At 72.8% G+C, this 21,609-nt stretch carries 21 protein-coding genes; 10 read left to right on the top strand and 11 right to left on the bottom strand.

Annotated elements, in window-relative coordinates; translation table 11 throughout:
* The first annotated feature begins 105 nt into the window (after positions 1–105).
* The gene (locus ACZ7PG_RS06960; protein ID WP_470238164.1) at positions 106–939 is read left to right on the top strand and encodes a DeoR/GlpR family DNA-binding transcription regulator; all 834 of its coding nucleotides are present in this window, start codon (positions 106–108) and stop codon (positions 937–939) included.
* 113 nt (positions 940–1,052) lie between these two features.
* On the top strand, positions 1,053–1,316 hold the full coding sequence (locus tag ACZ7PG_RS06955) for a hypothetical protein (RefSeq protein WP_470238163.1): 264 nt from the start codon (positions 1,053–1,055) through the stop codon (positions 1,314–1,316).
* Positions 1,317–1,562: 246 nt separating this feature from the next.
* Here the strand turns inward: ACZ7PG_RS06955 and ACZ7PG_RS06950 are convergent, their stop codons facing one another.
* Together ACZ7PG_RS06950 and ACZ7PG_RS06945 are read right to left on the bottom strand one after the other, a co-directional pair.
* Positions 1,563–2,405, bottom strand: coding sequence for a carbohydrate-binding protein (locus ACZ7PG_RS06950; RefSeq protein WP_470238162.1), 843 nt, complete (start codon positions 2,403–2,405; stop codon positions 1,563–1,565).
* A gap of 417 nt (positions 2,406–2,822) precedes the next feature.
* Entirely contained in the window at positions 2,823–3,875 is a 1,053-nt protein-coding gene (locus ACZ7PG_RS06945) for a YeiH family protein (protein WP_470238161.1), read from the bottom strand.
* Between the two features lie 95 nt (positions 3,876–3,970).
* Between ACZ7PG_RS06945 and ACZ7PG_RS06940 the strand changes: the two genes are divergently transcribed.
* From ACZ7PG_RS06940 to ACZ7PG_RS06925, 4 genes are read left to right on the top strand one after another with little or no spacing between them, the layout of a single operon-like run.
* Positions 3,971–4,726, top strand: a complete 756-nt coding sequence (locus ACZ7PG_RS06940) for a GntR family transcriptional regulator (RefSeq protein ID WP_470238160.1) — start codon at positions 3,971–3,973, stop codon at positions 4,724–4,726.
* A gap of 45 nt (positions 4,727–4,771) precedes the next feature.
* Complete coding sequence (locus ACZ7PG_RS06935; protein ID WP_470238159.1) at positions 4,772–5,452, top strand: response regulator transcription factor; 681 nt, start codon at positions 4,772–4,774, stop codon at positions 5,450–5,452.
* Entirely contained in the window at positions 5,449–6,753 is a 1,305-nt protein-coding gene (locus tag ACZ7PG_RS06930; RefSeq protein ID WP_470238158.1) for a sensor histidine kinase, read from the top strand. Before ACZ7PG_RS06935 ends, ACZ7PG_RS06930 begins: the two co-directional genes overlap by 4 nt.
* A 52-nt stretch (positions 6,754–6,805) precedes the next feature.
* Positions 6,806–7,450: a hypothetical protein gene (locus ACZ7PG_RS06925; RefSeq protein ID WP_470238157.1), complete on the top strand. Its 645-nt coding sequence runs from the start codon at positions 6,806–6,808 to the stop codon at positions 7,448–7,450.
* Here ACZ7PG_RS06925 and ACZ7PG_RS06920 read toward each other — a convergent pair.
* From ACZ7PG_RS06920 to ACZ7PG_RS06910, 3 genes are all read right to left on the bottom strand, one after another.
* The gene (locus ACZ7PG_RS06920) at positions 7,447–8,655 is read right to left on the bottom strand and encodes a DUF1501 domain-containing protein (RefSeq protein ID WP_470238156.1); all 1,209 of its coding nucleotides are present in this window, start codon (positions 8,653–8,655) and stop codon (positions 7,447–7,449) included. The two genes, ACZ7PG_RS06925 and ACZ7PG_RS06920, sit on opposite strands and share 4 nt — an antisense overlap.
* On the bottom strand, positions 8,652–9,953 hold the full coding sequence (locus tag ACZ7PG_RS06915; protein WP_470238155.1) for a DUF1800 domain-containing protein: 1,302 nt from the start codon (positions 9,951–9,953) through the stop codon (positions 8,652–8,654). The genes ACZ7PG_RS06920 and ACZ7PG_RS06915 overlap by 4 nt, the downstream gene beginning before the upstream one ends.
* Positions 9,954–10,047: 94 nt before the next feature.
* Positions 10,048–10,773, bottom strand: coding sequence for a PP2C family protein-serine/threonine phosphatase (locus ACZ7PG_RS06910; RefSeq protein ID WP_470238154.1), 726 nt, complete (start codon positions 10,771–10,773; stop codon positions 10,048–10,050).
* A gap of 62 nt (positions 10,774–10,835) precedes the next feature.
* Between ACZ7PG_RS06910 and ACZ7PG_RS06905 the strand changes: the two genes are divergently transcribed.
* Positions 10,836–11,216, top strand: coding sequence for a hypothetical protein (locus tag ACZ7PG_RS06905; protein WP_470238153.1), 381 nt, complete (start codon positions 10,836–10,838; stop codon positions 11,214–11,216).
* A 29-nt stretch (positions 11,217–11,245) separates the two neighbouring features.
* Here ACZ7PG_RS06905 and ACZ7PG_RS06900 read toward each other — a convergent pair whose 3' ends face one another.
* The 4 genes from ACZ7PG_RS06900 to ACZ7PG_RS06885 are packed head-to-tail and all read right to left on the bottom strand — an operon-like array spanning position 11,246 to position 14,905.
* Positions 11,246–11,560, bottom strand: coding sequence for an NIPSNAP family protein (locus ACZ7PG_RS06900; RefSeq protein ID WP_470238152.1), 315 nt, complete (start codon positions 11,558–11,560; stop codon positions 11,246–11,248).
* Positions 11,561–11,583: 23 nt separating this feature from the next.
* Complete coding sequence (locus ACZ7PG_RS06895) at positions 11,584–12,060, bottom strand: nuclear transport factor 2 family protein (RefSeq protein ID WP_470238151.1); 477 nt, start codon at positions 12,058–12,060, stop codon at positions 11,584–11,586.
* On the bottom strand, positions 12,057–13,808 hold the full coding sequence (locus ACZ7PG_RS06890; RefSeq protein WP_470238150.1) for a CocE/NonD family hydrolase: 1,752 nt from the start codon (positions 13,806–13,808) through the stop codon (positions 12,057–12,059). Before ACZ7PG_RS06890 ends, ACZ7PG_RS06895 begins: the two co-directional genes overlap by 4 nt.
* Positions 13,805–14,905 (bottom strand): FAD-dependent monooxygenase, encoded by a 1,101-nt coding sequence (locus ACZ7PG_RS06885; RefSeq protein WP_470238149.1) that lies wholly within the window; start codon positions 14,903–14,905, stop codon positions 13,805–13,807. Before ACZ7PG_RS06885 ends, ACZ7PG_RS06890 begins: the two co-directional genes overlap by 4 nt.
* Before the next feature lie 101 nt (positions 14,906–15,006).
* On the opposite strand from ACZ7PG_RS06885, the gene ACZ7PG_RS06880 reads away from it, so the two are divergent.
* Positions 15,007–15,915 (top strand): LysR family transcriptional regulator, encoded by a 909-nt coding sequence (locus ACZ7PG_RS06880; protein WP_470238148.1) that lies wholly within the window; start codon positions 15,007–15,009, stop codon positions 15,913–15,915.
* A 47-nt stretch (positions 15,916–15,962) separates the two neighbouring features.
* On the opposite strand, the gene ACZ7PG_RS06875 is transcribed toward ACZ7PG_RS06880, so the two are convergent.
* A complete protein-coding gene (locus ACZ7PG_RS06875) occupies positions 15,963–16,733 on the bottom strand; it encodes an ABC transporter permease (protein ID WP_470238147.1) in 771 nt (256 codons plus the stop codon).
* Positions 16,730–17,635 (bottom strand): ABC transporter ATP-binding protein, encoded by a 906-nt coding sequence (locus ACZ7PG_RS06870; RefSeq protein ID WP_470238146.1) that lies wholly within the window; start codon positions 17,633–17,635, stop codon positions 16,730–16,732. Before ACZ7PG_RS06870 ends, ACZ7PG_RS06875 begins: the two co-directional genes overlap by 4 nt.
* 216 nt (positions 17,636–17,851) lie before the next feature.
* Between ACZ7PG_RS06870 and ACZ7PG_RS06865 the strand changes: the two genes are divergently transcribed.
* Entirely contained in the window at positions 17,852–19,408 is a 1,557-nt protein-coding gene (locus ACZ7PG_RS06865) for a Na+/H+ antiporter (protein ID WP_470238145.1), read from the top strand.
* Positions 19,409–19,674: 266 nt separating this feature from the next.
* Complete coding sequence (locus tag ACZ7PG_RS06860; protein ID WP_470238144.1) at positions 19,675–21,606, top strand: thiamine pyrophosphate-binding protein; 1,932 nt, start codon at positions 19,675–19,677, stop codon at positions 21,604–21,606.
* Positions 21,607–21,609: the final 3 nt, after the last annotated feature.

Below are 21,609 nucleotides of genomic sequence, written 5' to 3'. Positions count from 1 at the left end.
GCTGCGCAAACGAGCATCGCGGATGTTCGTTTGCCCCGCGTTACCGCTGGTGATTTGTCAGCTCGATGCGTGAAAATGCTCGAAAGTGTCGTATAGTGTGCAAGTATGAGCCTTGTCGATGTGCGGCCCCGAGGGCGCGCGCCCCGGTCCGAACGGATGGCGGAGATGGTGCGCGAACTGGGCGAAACGGGCCGCCTGCGCGTCGGTGAGCTCGCGCGCCGGTTCGGCGTCTCCGAGGCCACCCTGCGACGGGACCTGACCGCGCTGGAGGAGCAGCGGCTGCTGACCCGGACCCACGGCGGCGCGCTGGCCCAGGGGGTGGCCTCCGAACTGCCGGTCCGGTACCGGGAAGGCCGGTCGAGGGAGGCGAAACGGGCGATCGCCCGGCAGGCGGTGCGCACGCTGCCCACCGGTCCGCACGTGATCGCGCTGACCGGCGGTACGACCACGGGCGAGCTGGCGAAGGGGCTGCCCGACCGTGCGGATCTCACGGTGGTGACCAACGCGCTGAACACGGCCATGGAGATCGTGCTGCGGCCCCGGGTGAAGCTCGTCGTCGTCGGCGGCGTCTCCCGCCCGCGGTCCTACGAGCTCGTCGGCCCGTGGGCGGAGCAGGTGCTGGCGTCGATCAACATCGGCACGGCTTTCATCGGGGTCGACGGCATCGACGCGGCGGGCGGCATCACCACCCACGACGAAAACGAGGCGCGGACGAACCGCGCGATGCTCGGCCGCGCCCAACGGGTGGTCGTCATCGCGGACGGCAGCAAGCTCGGCAAGCGAACACTGGCCCGGATCGGCGACATCACCGAGGTCGACGAGCTGATCACGGACTCATCGGCCGACGCGGCCAGCGTGGCGGCGATCCGGGCGGGGGGAGTGAAGGTGACGGTCGTCGACCTGCCCGCGCCAGGGGTGAACAACCGATCGATCGCCTGAGAAAGGTGGCGCCGCGCGCGGACCTGGCTCGGTTGCGAGCGGGCGCCGGCCCGGCGGGCCGGAAGTGCGGGAGCCCTTCGAGCGTCCCGATTCGGGCCCCCGGTCGCGGGGAGGTGCTGATCCGGGTCGACGTCGCCGGCATGATCGCCGGGACGACCGCGGTGGACGCGCCCGACCAGCTCGGCCTCGCTGTCGCCCAGCCGGCCGCGGCGCGCGAACTGCGGGTGATCGGCACCGGGAGCGCCGCCGAGCACCAGTACGCCGAGGCCGTCGGCGTGCGGTTCATCGACTACGCCGCGGAGGATGCTTCGCCGCGGCCCGTGAGCTGGTACCGGACGGCCTTCGGCGGGGGCTTCCCACCGCTGGCCACAACATGACCCGCTCACAACCGGACACGGCACCGCCGTGACAACGGTGCCCGCCCAAACCGACGAGCCGTCTCCAGCGTGTGCTCAAGGTGACCGCACCGGGCGGTCGCGGGCGGGGCGACGGGAGTCGGCCATCGTGATCACGGGACGAGTGGCAGGGCGCGGCCGAGCCGATGGTCGTCCGTCCGGATGGTTACGTGTGCTGGGGCGCCGGCCCGGAAGCACTCGAACCGGCGCCCGGTCTACAGTGGACGGTCAGCGGTGGACCTGCCACTGGTCATTGGCGTGCGCCACGGTGCGGGACAGGTTCGGGCACAGGAAGTTCGCGGTGGACGAGTTGGAGAGCACCGAGGTGTTTCCGGTGCTCGCGGCCTGCCAGGAACCGTTCAGCTTGATCTTGTAGCTGCTGCTTTCGATCGTGCGGGTGCCCAGCGCGGTGCAGTAGGCCGCGGTGGTGGTGCCGCTGGCGTAGACCTCGAAGATGTTCCAGCTGCGGTTGTCCTGGGACTGGTCGGTGCCCGACTGGGTGTACAGCGTGTCCCAGCGGTTGGCGTGGTAGTTGAACAGCGACGCCGTCCAGGTGTTCCTGCTCGCGTCGGTCTGCTCGACCTTGCCGTGGTAGGAGTCGTGGCCGTTGACCGAAGTCACGTAGTTGGTGCGGAAAGTGGCATCGATGGTGACCGACTTGGCCACGTGCACGCCGACGCACCAGTCCCACGCCCAGACCTGCTTGGCGCCGCCGTTGTAGGCGGTCACCAGCTCCACGCAGGACCTCGGGGCCTTCATGGTCGGGGCGTAGAGGGTGTCGCCGGAGACCGTGAGGTCGCTGTAGGCCGACTGGATGGCGTCCTGCCCGGTGACCGCGCTGCCGCCGGTGTAGACGCCCCAGTCGTCGTGGATGCTGGTGGCCGGGGTGCGGTGGCCGGCCTGCCCGGTCCGGATCTCCCGGAACCGGTCGGCGGCGGCGACCTGGGTGGTGCCGTCGACGGCACCGACCACGGTGGTGCCCTCCATCGTCACCGGGGCCGGCGCCGCGATCGAAGTGGCCGGTACGCCGAGGAATACCGCGGTGGAGAGTGCGATGAGGGTCTTTCGCATCAGAACTCCTTGTCTGCGACCGCATCGCCCAGGCTCCGGATCCGGTGCGTGAGCGGGGTTTGCCGGGCTCGCTCGAGCGAGCCGGGGACACACGGACCGGCGCCGGCGCGCGCGAGGGAGCGCACGGGGCCGGTGGCCCCGCGCGGATCAGGAGGTGACCGGCTTCAGCGGTACTCCTGCGGAATCTCTTGGTGGTGAAGGAGATCGTGGTCGAACAGCACCGGCCGGTCACCGGGTCGCCCGTCGTGCCGCCACACCTCCGGGGACAGGGAGATATTCACCCACCAGTGTGAGAAGGGCCCACGCCTTGGTCTAGACTTTTCGCCCAACCTGTCTGATTCCTGTCTCTGCCAAGGAACCTGACCATCAGCGGGGTCGCCGCCACCGGCGACGACGAGCCGCTGAGCGGGCTGCCGGTCAGAGGGCCCCGGTCAACGCCTGGAGGCCGAGGCTCGCCGCCGCGACGGCGAGCCAGAGCAGGCCGCCCAGCAACAGGGGACGGGGCCCCGCCCGGCGCATGTCGGCCAGGCGCGTCGAAAGCCCGATGCCGGCCAGCGCCGTCGTGATGAGGAAAGCGCCCAGCGCCGACAGGGCGGGGTGCCACGACGCGGGGACGACACCGAGGCTGTTCAGCGCGGCCGCGGCGAGGAACCCCAGCAGGAACAGCGGGACGATCTTCCGCCACGGCAGCGCGGGGACGCCGGCACCCGGCCGCCCCGCCTCGCGGCGGGCCTTCAGCACGGCCAGGACCATGACGATCGGGATCAGCGTCAGCGTGCGGGTCAGCTTGACGACCAGGCCGTAGGACCCCGCGTCGCCGCCGTAGGCGTAGGACGCCGCGACCACCGACGACGTGTCGTTGATCGCCGTGCCCGCCCAGAGGCCGAACGCGTGCGCGTCCAGGCCGAGCAGGTGCCCGAGCGGCGGGAAGAGCAGCACGGCGGCGATGTTGAAGGTGAAGATCGTGCCGATGGCGTAGGCGACTTCCGCCTGCCGCGGCTTGATGACCGCGGTGGTGGCCGCGATCGCGGACGCGCCGCAGATCCCGGTGCCGACGCCGATCAGGGTCTGCGTGTCGCCGCGGACGCCGAGCCACCGGCCCAGCAGCCACGCGCCGCCGAGGGCGACCGCCAGCGTGCCGAGCATGACCGGCAGCGACTCCCCGCCGACCCGCAGCACCTGCGTCAGGGACAGGCCGGTGCCGAGGACCACGATCGACGCCTGGAGCACGGGTTTGGCCGCCACGGCGTAGCCCGGCGCCCACCGCTCGCCCCGCAAGCCGGGGACCACGGCGCCGGCGACAGCGCCGAGCACGATGCCGAACACCGGGCCCCCGACGACCGGGACCAGCTCGCCGAGACCGGTCGCGACGGCCGCGACGGCGACGGCGACCAGCAAGCCCGGCAGCGCCCGAGTCCCGCGGGCCGGCGGCGCCGGCGTCTCGGCGGGCGCGTCCCGGAATGTGGTCACCGGCTCCTCCACGGGTAAATGTACGTACAATCAAAGTAGATGATGTTCGGACATTTGGCCATGGGTAGGGTCGGGCGCGACAGCCGGGAGGGACCATGCCGCCGCGGACGCTCAGCCGCTCGGATACCGAGCCGCTCTGGCGCCAGCTGCAGCGCGAGCTGCTGACCAGGCTCGACGCGGGCGAGTTCGCCGACCGGTTCCCGGGCGAGCTCGCGCTGGTCGACGAGTACGGCGTGAGCAGGCACACGGTCCGGCAGGCCCTGCGGCAGCTGCGCGCGGACGGCGTGATCGTGGCCGAGCGCGGCCGGCAGCCACGCGTGGCCCCGCCGGCCGAGATCGCCCAGCCGATGGGCGCGCTCTACAGCCTCTTCGCGTCGGTGGAGGCCGCCGGCCTGCCGCAGCACAGCGTCGTGCGCACTTTCGACGTCCGCGCCGACGCTCTCGTGGCCGAACGCCTCGACCTGGAATCGTCCACCCCTCTGGTCTACCTCGAGCGGCTCCGCCTCGCCGGGGACGAACCGCTCGCCCTCGACCGGGTCTGGCTCCCGGCGGATCTGGCGAAACCGTTGCTGCGGGCGGATTTCTCTCACACCGGTCTCTACGCCGAACTGGCCCGGCGAACCGGGGTCAAGCTGGACCACGGCCGGGAAGAGGTGCGCGCGGTCATCCCGACCGCGGCCGAACGCGTCCAGCTCGCGTGCGCGCACGACGTCGCGGCGTTCGCGATCAACCGCCTGAGCCACGCCCGCGGCCGCCCGGTGGAGTGGCGCCACACCCTCGTCCGCGGCGACCGGTTCGCGCTCACCGCGGAGTTCTCGGCGGCGGGCTACCGGCTGCTCGGACGCGCCTGAGCGAGACGTCCCGCGGGCAGCCCCGGTCGCCTTTAAGCTGGCCGGGTGGACGACCCGACCCCGCCGCGCATCCTGGTGATCGAGGACGCGGAAGCGATCCGGGTGCCCGTCGAGTCCGCTTTGGCCGGCGCGGGGTTCACGGTCCGTTCGCTGCCCGACGGCACCGGGCTGGAGGCGGAGTTCGCCCGCGCCCGACCGGACCTGGTCGTGCTGGACGTCATGCTGCCCGGCCGGGACGGGTTCGAGCTGCTGCGGGTGATCCGGCGCGCGTCGGCGGCCGGGGTGGTGATGCTGACCGCGCGAGACGGCGTCGAGGACCGGCTGCGCGGACTCGGCGAGGGCGCCGACGACTACGTCGTGAAGCCGTTCGTCCTCGCCGAACTGGTCGCGCGGGTGACGGCGGTGCTGCGCCGGACCGGGCGCACCCGGCCGGCCGTGGAGGTCGGCGGCCTCGTGATCGACGTCGAAGGCGGCCGCGCCCGCTACGACGGCACCGATGTCGAGCTGACCGCCACCGAGTGGAAGGTGCTGTTGTACTTCGCGCGGCACCGCGACCGCGTGGTGTCCAAGACGCAGGTGCTCACGGCCGTCTGGGGCTACGGCGAACTGGCGCCCAACCTCGTCGAAGTCAACGTCAGCACGCTGCGCCGCAAGCTCGAAGCGCACGGCCCGCGCGTGCTGCACACCGTGCGCGGGCAGGGGTACGTGCTGCGCGGTGAGGCGTGAGCGGGCTGCGGACGGCGTCGCTGCGCCGTCGGGTCACCGTCACCGTGCTGGTGGTGCTGGCGGTGGTGCTGGTCGCCGTCGGCCTGGTCGTGGACACGGTGTTCCGCGCGCAGGCCGAGCGGGACGTCAACGCGGTGCTCACCGCCCGCGTCCAGCTGGCGCAGCAGCTGGCCAAGCAGAACACGGCCCCGCAGAACCTGCTGCGGCGCGTCGAAACGCGCGGGGTGCAGGGCTCGCTGACCCTGCCCGACGGCACGGTCCTCGGCGGCCCGGGCCTGCCGGCGGACGCCCGGATCCGCCAGGTGCGGGCGACGCTGTCCGGACCGGCGCGGATCAACGGCGCGAAGCTGACGCTCACCGCGGACGAGTCCCTGATCGCCGCGGCCGAGCAGAGCCTGAGGTGGGTGCTGCTGGCCACCGGCGTCGGCGCGCTGGTCGTCGCCGCGGTCGCGCTGCTGCTGGCCGTCCGGTTCGCGCTCGCACCGCTGGACGCCATGACGCGGCTGGCCCGCTCGATCGTCTCCGGCGGCCGGGGCGGCCGGCTCGCCCCGGAGAAGCCCGGCACCGAGCTTGGCCGCGCGGCAGCAGCCTTCGACTCCGCGCTGGACGCGCTCGAGGGCGCGGAGCAGGCGGCGCGCGCGTCGGAGGAGCGGACCCGGCGGTTCGTCGCCGACGCGGCCCACGAGCTGCGCACGCCGCTGGCCGGCGTGCAGGCGGCGGCCGAGGCGCTGCTGCAGCAGCCGCCGGACACGCCCCAGGAGCAGCGGGAACGGCTGCAGCTGCTGGTGGTCCGCGAGTCCCAGCGGGCCGGCCGGCTCGTCGCCGACCTGCTCGACCTGGCGCGGCTGGACGCGGGCGCCGACCTCGACCGGACGCCGGTCGCGCTGCGCGAGCTGGCGGCCGCGCAGGCCGAGCAGCTGCGGCTGACCACCCCGGACGTGACGGTGGAGGTCACCGGGCCGGACACGGTCGTGGTGGGCGATCGGGCGCGGCTGACGCAGATCCTGGCCAACCTGGCCGGCAACGCGGTCCGCGCGATGGCCGGCCGGGGCACGCTCACGGTGGAGGTCACGGCCGACGGGTTCACGGTGACCGACACGGGACCGGGCGTACCGGGCCCGGAACGCGAGCGCATCTTCGACCGCCTGGTCCGCCTGGACGCGGCGCGCGAGCAGGGCGGCTCGGGCCTGGGGTTGCCGATCGCCCGCGGCTTCGCCCGCGCCCACGGCGGCGACCTGTGGTGCGAGGCCGCGCCGGGCGGGGGAGCGCGGTTCCGGTTGACCGGCCTGCGGCCGGCTTAGGAATGTTTCCGCAAGCGGTTCAGCCGTGTCGGCGGAGGTCTACGATATTTCGGTGAATCTGGTGGAGACGACGCTCGTCAGCGGCGGCACGGCGGCCGTGGTGACCCTGGCAATCGAATACACCGCGAAGCCGTACCTCGAGAGGCGGAAAGACCGCATCATCACCGCGGCGAAGGAGAGGATCAAGCTCTCGGCCACGCTCGCTGTTGTTCTTCCCGAGTCGCGGCGCATCGAGATCGGCTCCGGGTGGTCGGCCGGGCGTGCCGCGTTGCTGCGAATGAGACAGCGCTGCGGCGACGTTCTGCTGACCGTCCACCAGGTTTCTCCTGCGCTCGGGAAACGCCAAGCCGCCTTGCTGAAGGAAGTGGCCGAGTTGATCGTCGCCGCGCTCGACGGCATGGATGATCACCTCGCGTTCCTCGACGGGTTTCGGGCGAACCTCGAGAAGAACGGACATCAGGATCCGGAACGGGTTCCTCTGGAACCGGTCGAAGTCGAGTTCCGGGAGTGCAAAATGGACCTGATCGTCGGGGCTATGGTCGCGAATAAGGTGGTAGATCTCAAACGGTACCGGCCGATCGGCTATTACCGGTACCTTCGGTCGGCGAACCAATTGCTCCATGAGCGCGCCACCTCTCGGAAGCAGCGAATTCGGGAGCGGGCAGCGAAGGAGACAGCAGCGCCCGACAGCGCCTAGGCGAACAGGCCGGCGATCCGTCCACTGTGGCCGGGGAGCACCTTGCCCGCGTCGGTGCCGAGGACGTCCTCCACCAAGGTCGCGTACACGTCGCGGAAGTCCGTCGACAGCTTCAGGTCGCCGTCGTCCAGGTCGGTCAAGCTCGGCTCGGCGCCGTGGAAGCCGCCCTTCACGCGGGGGCCGAGGACGAACACCGGGCCCGCTGTGCCGTGGTCGGTGCCCTGGCTCGCGTTCGCCGCGACCCGCCTGCCGAACTCCGAATACACCAGCACCGTGGCCTGCTTGCCGCGGTCGGACTTCGCCAGCCGCTGGACGAACGGCGTCAGCGCGCCGTCCAGCTCGGTCAGCAGCCGCTGCTGGGTGCCGCGCTCGTCGGCGTGTGTGTCGAAACCGCCCAGCGACACCGAATACGCCCGCGTCGGCACGCCCGCCTCGATCAGCCCGGCGACGACGTCCAGCTGGGCCGCCAGCTCGCCCTTCGCCTTCTTCCCGGCGTCGCCGGGCTTGCCCAGGGTCTGCACGGCCCGGTGCAGGTCGGTGACCGACCGTGCCGCGCGTGCCTGCCAGAACCCCTCGCCCGGCTGGGTGGCCCCGAGGCCGGCGAACGCCTTGCCCAGTGCGCCTTCCGGGAGCTTCAGCCCGCCCACCGGCAGCGACGCCGCCGCGGTCCGCTCCCCGGCGAGCAGCGGCGGCAGCACCGGGTCGACCGACACCGCGCGCAGCGGGTCGTCGCCGGTGGCGTCCAGCCAGCGGCCGAGCCAGCCGGTCGGCACGGACGTCTCCGGCGACGCCGTCTGCCAGATCGCCATCGACCGGAAGTGGCTGTGGTCGGGCTTCGGGTAGCCGACGCCGCGCAGCACGGCGAGCTGCCGGCTGTCCCAGAGGCCCTTGAACCCCTTCATCCCCGGGTTCAGCCCGAGACCCTCGCCGAGGTCGAGCACCTCTTCCGGCTGGTACGCCAGTTCCGAGCGCGCGTTCCGGTACGCCGGGTCGCCCGCCGGGACGACGGTGTTGAGGCCGTCGTTGCCGCCGTAGAGGGTGACGACCACGAGCACGCCCGCGTCCGGGTCCAGCGGGTTCTCCTGCGCGGCCGACAGCAGGTGACCCCAGTCGACCTGCGTGGCGCCGGCGGCCAGGGCCGCGGCGGCCGTCACGCCGGTCGCGGTGAGGAACCGGCGGCGGTTCACCTTCTGCACGATCGTCACCCGCTCACTACGTATTCGGGGGCACAAGCGGCCACTGTGGACAGTTGACGGACGTTGCCGCCGACGCCGGCCAGCGCGGTGCGGGTCCGGTCCGACCACGCGTCGACGCCGAGCAGGTCGCCGATCGCCGCGACCTTGTCCCGCGCCTTCGCCACCGCGCCGAGATCGGCGTGCTCGGCGACCAGCTGGGCCGCGTGCAGGCGAGCGACGCCCGCCGACGTCGTCAGCCAGGCTCCGCCGGCCGCCCAGCCGCCGACACTGGGTGGCTGGAACGGCACCTGGCCCATTCCGCGCAACGCCGCCAGCAGCTGGGTACGGGTCTTGTCCTCGAGCTTCGCCGGCCGTACCCCCAGAGCGCGCAGCAGCCCGGCCAGCCATTCGACGGGCTGCTTGACCAGCGACGTCGCGCTGTCGTGGAAAGCGGCTTCGTCGGTGATCGCGCGCAGCAGCGCGCGGATGTCGCGGCGGCTCCCGTACGCGGCGACCAGGCGGTTGAGCACGTCGGCCGGCGGTGGGGTCGCGGACACCAGCCGGAACCAGACCCGGCCGGCGACGAACGGCGCCGACTCCGGACGGCTCAGCACCAGATCCACAAAGGACTCCGCGTCGTAGTCGCCGTCGGTGCCGAGGACGTGCTTGACGCCGTCGTCGTGCCGCTTGGCGACCAGCTGCGCGCCGGTGGCGTCGCGCTTGGCGGTCCAGCCGGTGAGCGCGCGGGCGGCCTCGCGGACGTCGTCTTCGGTGTAGTGCCCGACGCCGAGGGTGAACAGCTCCATGAACTCGCGGGAGAGGTTCTCGTTGGGTTTGCCCGCTTTGTTGCTGTTGCCGTCGAGCCACAGCAGCATCGCGGGGTCGACGACCATCGCGCGAGCGAGGTCGGTGAAGCTGCCGAGGGCGTGTTCGCGCTGGGTCCGGTTCTGGGCGAGCATCAGCCGCGGGCTGCGCACCTTCTGCTCGCTGGTGGCGAAGTGGCCGTGCCAGAACCAGGTCAGCCGTTCCACGGAGGCGAGGTCGGTGGCCGCCATCCGGTCCAGCCACCAGCTCACGGCCTGCGTGGCCTGGGCCTGGGTCTGCTTGCGGGCCTGCTGCTTCGCCGCTTGGTCGGCGTTCTTGCCGGGTTTGTCCGGCGGCGGACCGGGATCGGGCATCGGCGTCGCGGCCGCGCCGGCATCCGGCCCGGTGCCCAGCAGCCGGTCACGGGTTTCGGCGAACCCGCGGTCGAGGTCGCCGGGCCGCGGCCCGAAGCCGAGGCGGTCGTGCAGCCGCCGGACGGCCGCTCGTTCGGAAAGCACCACCATGCACTTGATGGTGGACGCGGGAGCGCACCGACGCGACCGGTCGGAGCGGTCCTTAAGCCGATCCACAGCTACGGCGTCGTCTTCGGTTGTGCGCTCACTCTGGGGTCACGTGGACGATCACGGCGGTGGCGTTGTCGTCGCCACCTGCCTTTTCGGTGTCGGCGAGCAGCTGGCGTACCTGCCGGTCCGGGGTGGCCGTCCACTGGAGGACTTCGCTGATCCGGGAGTAGGGGACCTGGTCGGTGAGGCCGTCGGTGCACAGCAGGAGGACGTCACCGGGGCGCGGGGCGATGTTGAGCACGTCCGGTTCGGGGTGCGCGCTGTGCCCGATATACCGGGTCAGCTGGTAGCGGGCGGAGTGGGCTTCGGGTGAGTCGAACGGGTACCAGCCGTTGATGGCGCCGAGCCAGGCCATGGTGTGGTCGACGGTCAGTTGCTCGAGCAATCCGTCTCGGAGGCGGTAGCCGCGGGAGTCGCCGATCTGCACCAGCCACAGTCCGGCCGGGGACGCTGCCAGCGCGGTCAGGGTGCAGCCGGTCAGCTCGCCGATCCGTCGGCCGGCGGCGCCGACCTGCACTTGGGCTTCGGCGACAGCGGCCCGGAGTGTCGCGGCGTCGAGCGTGCTGCCGGCTGTGCGGATTCGGTCGATGAAGACCTCGACAGTGGTGCGGCCGGCAGTGCGGCTGCCTTCCCCGTCGCCCATGCCGTCGGCCACGACCGCGAGCAAGGGTTCCTGTGTCAGGTGGACGACGTCGAAATTGTCCGAGTACCGTCGGCCGACGACACTGCCGGCAGCGGCACGGAACGCGAAGTCGGTCATCCTGACAAGGATGCCAGCCGGTCGTCGGCTTGTCCGAAGGACGACCCAGGGGAGGGATCGACGTGACACCGGTGACGGCGGGCGACGTGCTCGCCCCGGATGAGATCGCGCTGCTGGAGCGGGCGCTGCTGGAGTGGGGCGGCCCGGCCCGGTGCAGTGACGAGCTGGCGGTCGGCATGGGGTTCGCGGGCTTCGCCGACCTGGTCGCCCAATGCCGGCGGCTGCGCGACGCGTTGCGGGCGGGGACCCCGCTGGCCCCGGCGGACTGGGCGCGGGTGCTGCTCGCGACGGAGATCGTCTTCGTCAGCGATCTGGCGGGCACCGGCTTCGAGTGGCCGACGACGACCGGGTTCGACGACGGGGCGACGATCGGTGTGCTGCGGGGCGTCCAGCGGAAGCTGGGGAAGGTGGTCCGGCCGTACTACGGGAAACGCCCCGGCTGAGGCGGAGCCGGACTCGCCGTTGCCGACGGTCAGCGGAGCAGGGACCCGGCCGTCGGGGCCAGGCGCACCGTCGACGCGGGTTCCCCCGTCAGCGCGGCGACGGTCCCGGCCAGGGCCGCGCACCGGGGATCGCGGTGGACGGCGTTCAGGATGCGTTCGCGGTCGGCGTCGTCTTCGAAGCGCCTGATCCAGACCACGGCTTCCTCGTCGCCGGCCACCGTGAACGAGCCCACCACGCGCATCTCGTGTTCCTGGTGCAGCGGGATGACGGTCTCGTCCAGGTAGCGGGCCAGTTCCGCGCCCCGGCCGGGGCGGGCGTGCTCGGTGCGGATCTCGTAGAACATCGGCGGTACTCCTCGGGTGGCGATCAAGCGCGGCGTGCGGCGGCGAGTGCGTAGACGTCCGGGGAGCCGTCCCACGGCGCGGTGCGCAGGACGGTCCAGTGGTGGATGAGCCACTGCCCGTCGCGCTCGCGCAGCCGCAGCTCCCAGCGGCCGCGCATCGTGCAGTGGTCGACGACGCCGGGGTCGGCGGGGACGTGGTGGTAGGCGATCACTTGCGCGCGGCACGTGGCGTCGTCGCCGGACCGCCGTACGACGAGGTCCGTGGCGACATGGTGGGTGCTGTCGAAACCCTCCAGGGTCGCGCGGGCCAGCTCGACCAGCTCCGCGGCGGCCATCGTCGTCGGCGGCCTGCCGTGGTGGTGGGTCGACAGATCCACCACCACCTCGTCGGCGAACAGCCGCCGCAGGGCCGTCCAGTCCCGGTCGTCCTGGGCGTGGGCGAGACCGGCGACGACGTCGGCGATGGCCGCGCGGTCGAGAAGATCCTGTAGTGCGCTCATAGTTGAGCCTCCTCGGGGGTGGGCCGCTCGATCAGCGGCAGGATCAGCCGGCTGGGGTGTGCGGGTCCGTGGTGGACGTGGTTGACGGCGACCACCGCGTCGTCCGCGCCGTCGGTGGCGATCGTCGCGCCGGTGTTGGTGTTGCGGTCGTAGCGGGGGAAGTTGCTGCTGGAGACTTCCAGCCGGATGCGGTGCCCGGGCCGGAAGACGTTCGCGGTGACGCCCAGGTCGAGGGTGAGCTCGGCGTCCGTGCCCGGCGCGAGGAGCACGGGTTCGGTGAGGGAATCGCGGTAGCGGACGCGTTGGATGCCTTCGCACAGCAGGATCGCCCGGCCGTCGGGGTGCACGTCGACGAGCTTGCCGGTGAAGTCGGTGTCCGGTGTGGACGATCGGATGTGCAGCACCAGCGAGACGTGCCCGGTGACCTCGACGGGACGCTCGAGGACGGGACTCGTGAAGCACAGGACGTCCTCGCGCGCTTCGACCGCGGCCTGGTCGGCCGGTCCGGGGTAGGTACCCGGCGCGGCGGCGAGCACGGTGCCGCCCAGGCTGGGCACCGGATCACGCGGGTCGTAGCGAAACGTGTCCGTCGCGTCCTCGGCCGGGACGTCCGAGGACAGGACGCCGTCGCCGCAGGCGGTGTTGGCCCGCCCGCCGCCGTCGAGGAAGAAGCCGGTGTACCGGGTGTCCGGCAGCGGCCAGTCCGGCTCGTCGCGCCACTCGTCGGCCCCCATCACGAAGATCCGGACCCGGTGGGTGTCGGGAGGCTCGCTCCGGCCGCGGACCCAGCGGTCGAAGAACCGCAGGTGTGCTTCGGTGATGCCAGCGGTCTTGATGCTGCCGGCGAGCCCGAACGACCGGTCGGGGTACGTGCCGAGGTCGGTCCCGTCGGCGTGGGACCAGGGGCCGATGACCAGCCGCTGACCGTCGCGGGCGGCGGCACTGCCGCCGCCGCGGCGCATCGTGGTGTACGACCGCACGGTTTCGCGGACGAACACGTCGTACCACCCTCCGATGTGGAGCGCCGGCACGGTGATCCGTCCACAGTGGTCGATCGCGGCGATCTCCCGCCAGAACGCGTCGCGCTCGGGGTGGGCGAGCACGTCGGCGAGCCAGGGCAGGGAGCGGGTCACCGCGGCGCGATCGGCGATCGGCAACGGCTCGTGCAGCGACCGCGGGTCGGCCAAGCCGGACAGCAGCGCTCCGGCGTCGCCGAGTCCGTGCCGCAGGTTGTTGCGCAACGCCGAGAGGGTGCTCCAGGTCAGGACTGCGTCCTGGGACAGCGCGCCGCCGGGGGAGCGCCACGGCGCCGCGTACGGGTCGGCCGAGCTCATCACCGGCGCGATCGCCCGCAGCGCCGGAACGTCGTGCGCCGCGGCCTGCCACTGGCTGAACCCCATGTACGACCCGCCCCACATGCCGATCGCGCCGTCGCACCACGGCTGGGCGGTCAGCCAGGCGAGGGTGTCGACGCTGTCCGGGCCTTCGCAGGTGTGCGGCACGAACGTCCCGGGGGACCGGGACGTGCCCCGGACGTCCTGCGCCACCACGGCGTACCCGGCGCCGACGAGGGCGAACACGTCGGGGAGCTTCGGATTGCCGTACAGCCCGGCGTCGTCCTTGCCGTAGGGCGTGCGGACCAGCAACGCCGGGAACGGTCCGGGCCCGTCCGGGAGCCACACGTTGGTGGCGAGCACGACGCCGTCGCGCATCGGCACCGGCACGTCCACCTCCACCGTGAACGTCATGCCGTCACCGGGTTCCCGGCGGACGAGGTGAGCATCCAGTGGCTGAACGCGGCGTAGTGCCGCGCGAACTCCTGCGGCGAGGGGGAATGCTCGACGGCCGCCGAGAGTTCCGCGGCACGGGCGTAGCGCGGGATGCGGTCCGCTTCGTAGGCGGCCAGCGCCGCGGGCACGTCGCCGGTGGGGGAAAGGAGGCGGCCGAGCAGTGCGGCGTCCTCGATGCCCAGCGTCGCGCCGGCCGTGATGTGCGGTGACATCGCGTGGGCCGCGTCCCCGGCGAGCACGACGCGCCCGGAAGCCCAGTGCGGCAACGGTGGTACGAGCATGATCTGGTTGTGCAGGATCAGGTCCTCGGGCGTGGCGCGGATGAGCTCGGTGAGCACGTCGCCGTCGTCCAGGTGCGCGGCCCGGGCCAGGGCCTGCTCCTTGAGGGTGCCGGTCAGCTCCGGCGTGTCGAACTGGTTCACCAGCCAGTAGACGCCGCCGTCGTAGGTGCGGACGTACCCGCCGCGGCAGCGTTCGCGGCCCAGGACCAGCCGGTTCCCGGTCACGGCGAGCCCCGGATCCGGGAGCACCGCGCGCCACGCGTGGTGCCCGGGGTGCTCCCGCGCCGGCGTCCCCGGCACCAGCTGCGCGCGCACCGCCGAGAACGCGCCATCCGCCCCGACGAGCACGTCGGCGGTTTCCTCGCTGCCATCGGTCAACCGGACGGTGACGTGGTCCGCGTGCTCGTCGTACGCGGCGAACCCGGTGGCGAGGTGGATGTCGTCCCGGCCGACGGCGTCGGCGAGCAGGTCGGTGAGCTTCGCCCGGTGCACCAGCAGGAACCGGTGGTCCTCGACCCCGAACTCCGGCGTCTCGAGCAGCCGCCCGGCCGTGTCGTGGAAGTACATCTCCCCGGGTTGGCCGATGGCGCGCACCTGATCGCCGATGCCGAGGTCGTCGATCACGGCCAGCGCGTTGGCCCACAGCCCCAGTCCGGCCCCGGCCGCGCGGATTTCCGGCGCGTGCTCGTAGACCACCACGTCGATTCCCTTGCGGCGCAAGGCGAGACCGCTCGCCAGGCCCACGATCCCGCCGCCGATCACCACTGCTCGCATCGCTGTCCTCCTTCGTCGTCTGAACTCGACGTTAAGGACGGCCGCCGGTTAACTCCAGTGCAACGTTGGTACGGACTCATTCCACCTGTGATAATCGGCCGGTGGACCACGACCTGAACCTCATCGAGGCGCTGGACGCCCTGCTCACCGAAAGCAGCGTGACGAAGGCGGCGGCGCGCCTGCACACGTCGGCACCGGCGATGAGCCGCACGCTCGCCCGGCTGCGGCGCGCGTTCGACGATCCGCTGCTCGTCCGGGCCGGCCGCGATCTCGTGCCGACCCCGCGGGCGCTGGAACTGCGCGGGGAGGTGCACGCGATCGCCGCCCGGGCCCGCGCGCTGTTCGGCCCGTCGGCCGCCACCGACCCGCGTACCGCGGTGCGTGTGTTCGACCTGCAGGTGACCGACATGCTGTCCACGACCTTCATCCCGGCCCTCATCGACGACCTGCGGAGCCAGGCACCGGGGATCTCGTTGCGGTTGCGGCCGGAAAGCCTCCAGGACACCCCGGCGCTGCGCGAAGGGCTCGTGGACCTCGAAATCGGGACACCGCGCCCGGGCGATCCCGAAATCCACTCGGAGACACTCGTGACCGAAACACTCGTCGGCGCGATCCGCCCGGAACACCCGCTGGCGAAGGTCAAGACGGTCACCCCGAAGCGGTTCGCCGCGGCCGACCACATCGTCGTCTCACGCCGCGGCCGCGCGCACGGCCCGATCGACGAGCGGCTGGCCGAGCTGGGGCTGACCCGCCGGGTGGTCGCCGTACTGCCGAGCTTCGCGGGCGCGCTGCACGTGGCCCGCGGAACCGACGTCGTCTGCGTGACCCCGGCCAGACTGGGCCGGCCGATGCTGGAAACGCTGGGACTGCGGACGATCCCGATTCCGGTGCCGGTCCCGGAAGTGGTGCTCGGCATGGCCTGGCACCCCCGCAACCACCACGACCGCACGCACGCGCTGCTGCGCGAGCGCGTCCGCCGGATCATGGCGCTGGCCGCGGGCCTGCCGTGATCACGTCCGGGAAGCGCGGCCGCTCCTGGGCCTCGGCACCATCGTCGTCAGCGATCCTGGTCGGCGCGCTTCCACCACGAGGCCGTTCCGGTCATGCCGATGACGCCGGCGAGGACGACGAGGGCGTAGCCGAGCGGGCCGGGCGGGTCGCCGGCGGTGCCGGCGAAGAGCGCCGGGACCGACCAGGGGAATTCCGGGCCGTAGCCGAGCAAGGCGACGACCTGGGCGAGGAACGTGGCGGTGAACAGGGCGGCGATCCCGGCCAGGTAGCCCCGTCCCGCGCTGGCCGCCCACGCGAACGGCGTGACGAGCGCGATCGTCATGACCGCGGTGAGCACCAGGGTCACCAAGCCGGTGCGGACGGTGGGGACCGACCAGCCGGGTAGGCCGAGCGCGGTTCCGATCACCAGGCCGAGCCCGGCGGTGTAGAGCGTCAGCAGCAGGCACCAGATCGCGGTGACGGCGAACTTGGCGCCGACGACCGTGGTCCGCGCGATCGGAAGGGCCAGCAGGTCTTTCGCGGTGTCCTGGGCGAACTCGCGGCCGAACACCCACACCACGGTCAGGCCGAAGAGCATCGCGCCGCCGACGGCGACGATCTGGGCGAGCAGCGCGAAGTAGGCGGGCCAGTCGGCGGTGCCGCCGGTGAGCGCGGCCTTCGTGCCGAGCAGACCGAGGGCGCGCGCCCGGCGCAGGTCCTGCAGGATGAACATGACCAGCCCGCCGAACGCGGCGGCCACGGTGAAGGCCGGCACGGTCATCCACGGCAGGCGGGAGCGGCGGAGCTTCAGCAGTTCGGCCCAGGCGGCGGCCCTCACCGCGCACCCACCAGGCGCAGGAAGCGGGTTTCGAGGTCGTCCTGCTCGACGACGAGCCGGGTGGGCGGACACCCGGCGGCGACGAGCAGCGTGGCGATCTCGTCGGGACTCCGCACCGCGCGGTCGCTCGTGAGCAGGAGTTCCCTCCCCTCTCCGGGGTCGGCGGGGTGGCCGGCGGCGCGCAGCGCGGTGATGGCCGCGGCCGGGTCGTGCACGGTGACGGCCAGGCGGGGGCGGACCTCGCCGGCGAGGTCGGCGGCGGAACCCTCCCGGACGAGCCGTCCGTGGTGGAGGACTCCGATGCGGGTGGCCAGGCGGGCGACCTCGGTGAGCAGGTGGCTGGACAGCAGCACGGTCACCCCGTCGGCGTGGGCGAGGTCGTGGAGCAGCTGCCGGATCTCGGCGACGCCGGCGGGGTCGAGGCCGTTGGCGGGTTCGTCGAGGATCAGCAGGGCGGGCCGGTGGAGGAGGGCTTTGGCCAGGCCGAGCCGCTGCTTGTTGCCGAGCGACAACGTGCGGGCGCGGTGCCCGGTGTGGCGCTCCAGGCCGAGCCGGGCGATCACGCCGGGAACGGCTTTCGCGTCGCGCAGCCCTCGGAGCCGGGCCATCACCTCGAGGTTTTCGGCGACGGTGAGGTCGGGGTAGGCGGCGGGGGTCTCGACGAGGTACCCGACGCGGGACCAGACGGCGTGTTCGCCGGGGTGGATCCGGTGGCCCAGCAGGGAAACCCGGCCGCGGGTGGGCCGGACCATGCCGAGCAGCATCCGGATGGTGGTGGTCTTGCCGGCGCCGTTGAGGCCGAGCAGGGCGTAGATTTCGCCGGGTTCGACGTGCAGGCCGAGTTCGTCCACCGCTTGGACGTCGCGGTAGGTCTTGGTCAGGCCGACGGCCTCGATCACCATGGGAAGCCTCGTTTCGCGCGCACTGTCGTGACGCCGACCAGGCTTCCCGGCACTCCTGCGGTCAGCGTACGCCCTCCCGCGCACCGCACCCGCGTTACCTGGTACGGACGCCGGCGCCGACGGAACGACCCGCACGGGCGGGCGCGTCGCGTAGGCTGACCGCGGCGCGCCGGGAAGTCTGGTCGGCATCCGGGATCCGGATCGGGAGGACCAGCTGTGCGCGGAGTCGAGACCGTACTGTTCCTGGTGGTCGTGGCGACCGTCGTGGCCACCTTCGCGCGGCGGCTGCGCATTCCGGCGCCGTCGCTGCTGGTGGTCGCCGGCGTGGTCGTCGGGTTGCTGCCCGGCGTGCCGGCGGTGCAGGTGACCCCGGACGTGATCAGCCTGGTCGTGCTTCCGCCGTTGCTGTTCGCCGCGGGGGAGGAGCTGCCGTGGCGGGACCTGCGCGCGGTCGGCCGCCCGGTGGCGGTGCTGTCGGTCGGGCTGGTGCTGCTGTCGGCGGCCGCGGTGATCGGGATCGCGGTGGCCGTGACGCCGTTGCCGGTCGGGATGGCGTTCGTGCTCGGCGCGGTGCTGGCGAGCACCGACCCGGTCGCGGTGACGGCGCTGGCGCGGCGGCTGGCGCTGCCGCCGCGGGTGCAGGCGCTGATCCAGGCGGAAAGCCTGTTCAACGACGCGACCAGCCTGCTGCTGTTCCGGGTGGCGTTGTTCCTCGCGGTCGCCGGCGGGGCCGCGTCCTGGAGCCGGACGCTGGGGGAGTTCGGGCTGCTCGCCGGCGGCGGCGTGGCGGTCGGGGTGCTGGCGGCGCTCGGGGCGTTCCTCATCCGCCGGCGCACCGAAGATCCGGTCCTGGAGACGGTGATCTCGCTGGTGACGCCGTATGCGGCGTACGTCGCGGCGGAGTCGGTCGGCGGGTCGGGCGTGACCGCGGTGGTGGTGGCGAGCGTGATCCTCGGGACCCAGGCCGAACGGCTGACGACGGCGCGGATCCGGCTGCAGGTCGGCGCGGTGTACCAGACCGTGGTGTTCCTGCTGGAGAGCGTCGTGTTCGGCCTGATCGGGCTGCAGCTGCCCGCGTTGGTCCGGCGGGTGGCGGGCGGCGGCGCGTGGTGGCTGCTGCAGGCCCTGGCGATCGCGGCGACGCTGGTGCTGGCCCGGTTGCTGCTGGTGTTCGTCCTGTCCGCGCTGCGCCAGCGGCGCGCGGACGGCCGGATCTCCTGGCAGGTGCCCGCGGTGGTGTCGTGGGCCGGTGCGCGCGGGGTGGTGCCGCTGGCGGCGGCGCTGTCGCTACCGGTGTCTGCTTTGGACGGTTCGGCGCTGCCGGCGCGGGACTTGGTGCTGGTGCTGACGACGGCGGTGATCGTGCTGACGCTGGTGGTCCAGGGGTTCACGCTGGCGCCGTTGGTGCGGCGGGCGGGGATCGCGCTCGACCCGGCCGACCTGCGCACGGAGTACGCCACCGCGCGCCGGCGGCTCGCCGAAGCCGGGCTGGACCACTTGGACCACCTGGCCGAGACGGAGTCGGCGCCGGCGTTCGTGGTCGACCAGCTGCGCGCGGGCTGGCAGGCCCGGCTCGACCGCGTCCGCGCCGACATCGAGGAGAGCGGCACCGACCCGGTCCGCGGGATCGACTACCGGGCCCTGCGGCGGGAGTTGATCGACGTGGAGGCGGCGGAGCTGACGCGGCTGTTCGAGGCGGGCGAGATCACCGACGGCACCCGGCGGCGCATCCAGCGGCTGCTCGACCTGGAACACGCCGGGCTGGAGGACTGAGCCGGGGTCAGCGCGGTGGCCGGACCCGGTTCGTCCGATTGTCGTGGCCGGCGGGCCAGGAGCCGGCCGGCCGCAGCAGCGCCACCGCCGCGAAACCGCCGACAGCCGGCGGTCGCACAGCTCGTCCGCCGCCACGCCGAGGACCGCCGAGGCCTGGTCGCCGTCAGGTCCACTTCGGTCATCCCGGACTCCCCGTGTAACGCCCGGGAGGGTTCCGGGCACTGAGTCTGCCGTCACCACCGTGTCCCGAACCCTGGAGGCGTTACATGGCGGAAAACGGCTGGCACCGGGTCGATCCGGCCGACGTGCCCGCGGACGGGCGGGTCCGCAGCGTCACCGTCGACGGGCGCAGCGTGGCGCTGTCGCGGTGCGGCGCCCGGCTGGGCGCGCTGGAGAACCACTGCCCGCACCAGGGCGGGCCGCTCGGCGAGGGCTCGATCGAGAAGGGCTGGCTGCGCTGCCCATGGCACGGCTACGACTACGACCCGGTCACCGGGCGCCCGCCGGAGGGGTTCGGGGACGCCGTCACCACCTATCCGGTCGAGGAGCGCGCGGACGGCGTGTTCGTCCGCCTGCCCGAGCCGGCGCCCGCGGTGCGCACGGTCGCCGACGTCCTGGTCGAGACGCTCGTGGCCTGGGGTGTGCGGCACGTGTTCGGGATGGTGGGGCATTCGAACCTCGGGTTCGCCGAGGCGCTGCGACGCGCCGAGGCCCGCGGTGAGCTGACCTACTTCGGCATCCGCCACGAGGGCGCGGCGGCGTTCGCGGCGAGCGCGTACGGCAAGCTCACCGGACGGCCCGCGGCGTGCTTCGCGATCGCCGGGCCGGGCTCGACGAACCTGCTCACCGGCCTCTACGACGCCAAGCTCGACGGCGCGCCGGTGCTCGCGATCTCCGGTCAGGTGCCGTCGAAGGTGCTGGGCCGGGGCGCCTTCCAGGACGTCGACCTCTCGGCGGTCTTCCGTGACGTCGCCGTGTCGACCACGACCGTCCACAGCGGAAGCGACCACGGCGAGCTGGCCGCGCTGGCGGTCAAGCACGCCCTCGACCGGCGGGGTGTCGCGCACCTGGTGCTGCCCGACGAGGTCCAGGTGCAGCCGAGCGACGCCGAACCGTCCCTTCCGGACGGACGGCGCGCGGGACGGGCCGGGCGGCCGGACGCCACCGCCGTCACCGCGGCGGCCGCGCTCGTGCGCGACTCAAGGCGGCCGGTGCTCGTGGTGGGCCACGGCGCCCGGGATGCCGCCGCCGAGGTCGTCGCGCTGGCCGAACGGCTCGGCGCGCCGGTGCTCACCACGTTCAAGGCCAAGGGCCTGGTGCCCGACACCCACCCACTCGGCGCGGGGGTGCTCGGCCGCAGCGGGACGCCGGTGGCCAGCTGGCTGATGAACGAGGCCGACCTGCTGGTCGCCGTCGGCGCGTCGTTCAGCGATCACACCGGGATCGCGGCCTACAAGCCGATCCTGCAGATCGACGACGACCCGGGCGCGATCGGCCGGTTCGACGCGGTCACCACCTCGCTGCTCGGCGACGCCCGGCTCGCCCTCGACGCGGTCGCCGCGGAGCTGGGGGAGCCGAAGGCCGAGGACCAGCGTCCCGACATCGCCGCCCGCTGGGCGATCTGGCGCGCCGAGAAGGCCCGCCGGGTCGCCGACGACCGCGGCCGCGGCGTGTCGGCCGCGGCGGTGTTCGACGCGTTGTCGCGGCACCTGCCGGCGGACGCCGTGGTGACGGTCGACGTCGGCAACCACGCGTACTCGCTGGGCCGGTACCTGGAGTCGAAGGGTCAGCCGGTGCTGATGTCGGGCTACCTCGGATCGATCGGCTTCGGCTACCCGGCGGCCCTCGGCGCCTGGGCCGCGGCACCCGGCCGGCCGATCGTGGCCGTCACCGGCGACGGCGGGTTCGGGCAGTACGCCACCGAGCTGACCACCGCGGTCAAGTACGGCATCCCGGTGAAGCACGTGCTGCTCAACAACAACGCGCTCGGCAAGATCAGCAAGGAACAGCTCGCCGGGGACTACCCGGTGTGGCAGACGTCCCTGGTCAACCCGGACTGGGCCGCCTACGCCCGACTCTGCGGCGCGACGGGTATCCAGGTCACCGCGCGCGAGCAGCTCGACGTAGCCATGACCGCGCTCTTCGCCGCCGAAGGTCCCACCCTGCTCTGCGTCGAACAGGACGCCGAACTCCTCTGAAAG

The sequence above is a fragment of the Amycolatopsis sp. NPDC114504 genome (genome assembly GCF_055633595.1).
The sequence above is the reverse complement of the archived record's forward strand: the minus strand, read 5'-3'. Positions and strand labels throughout refer to the sequence as shown.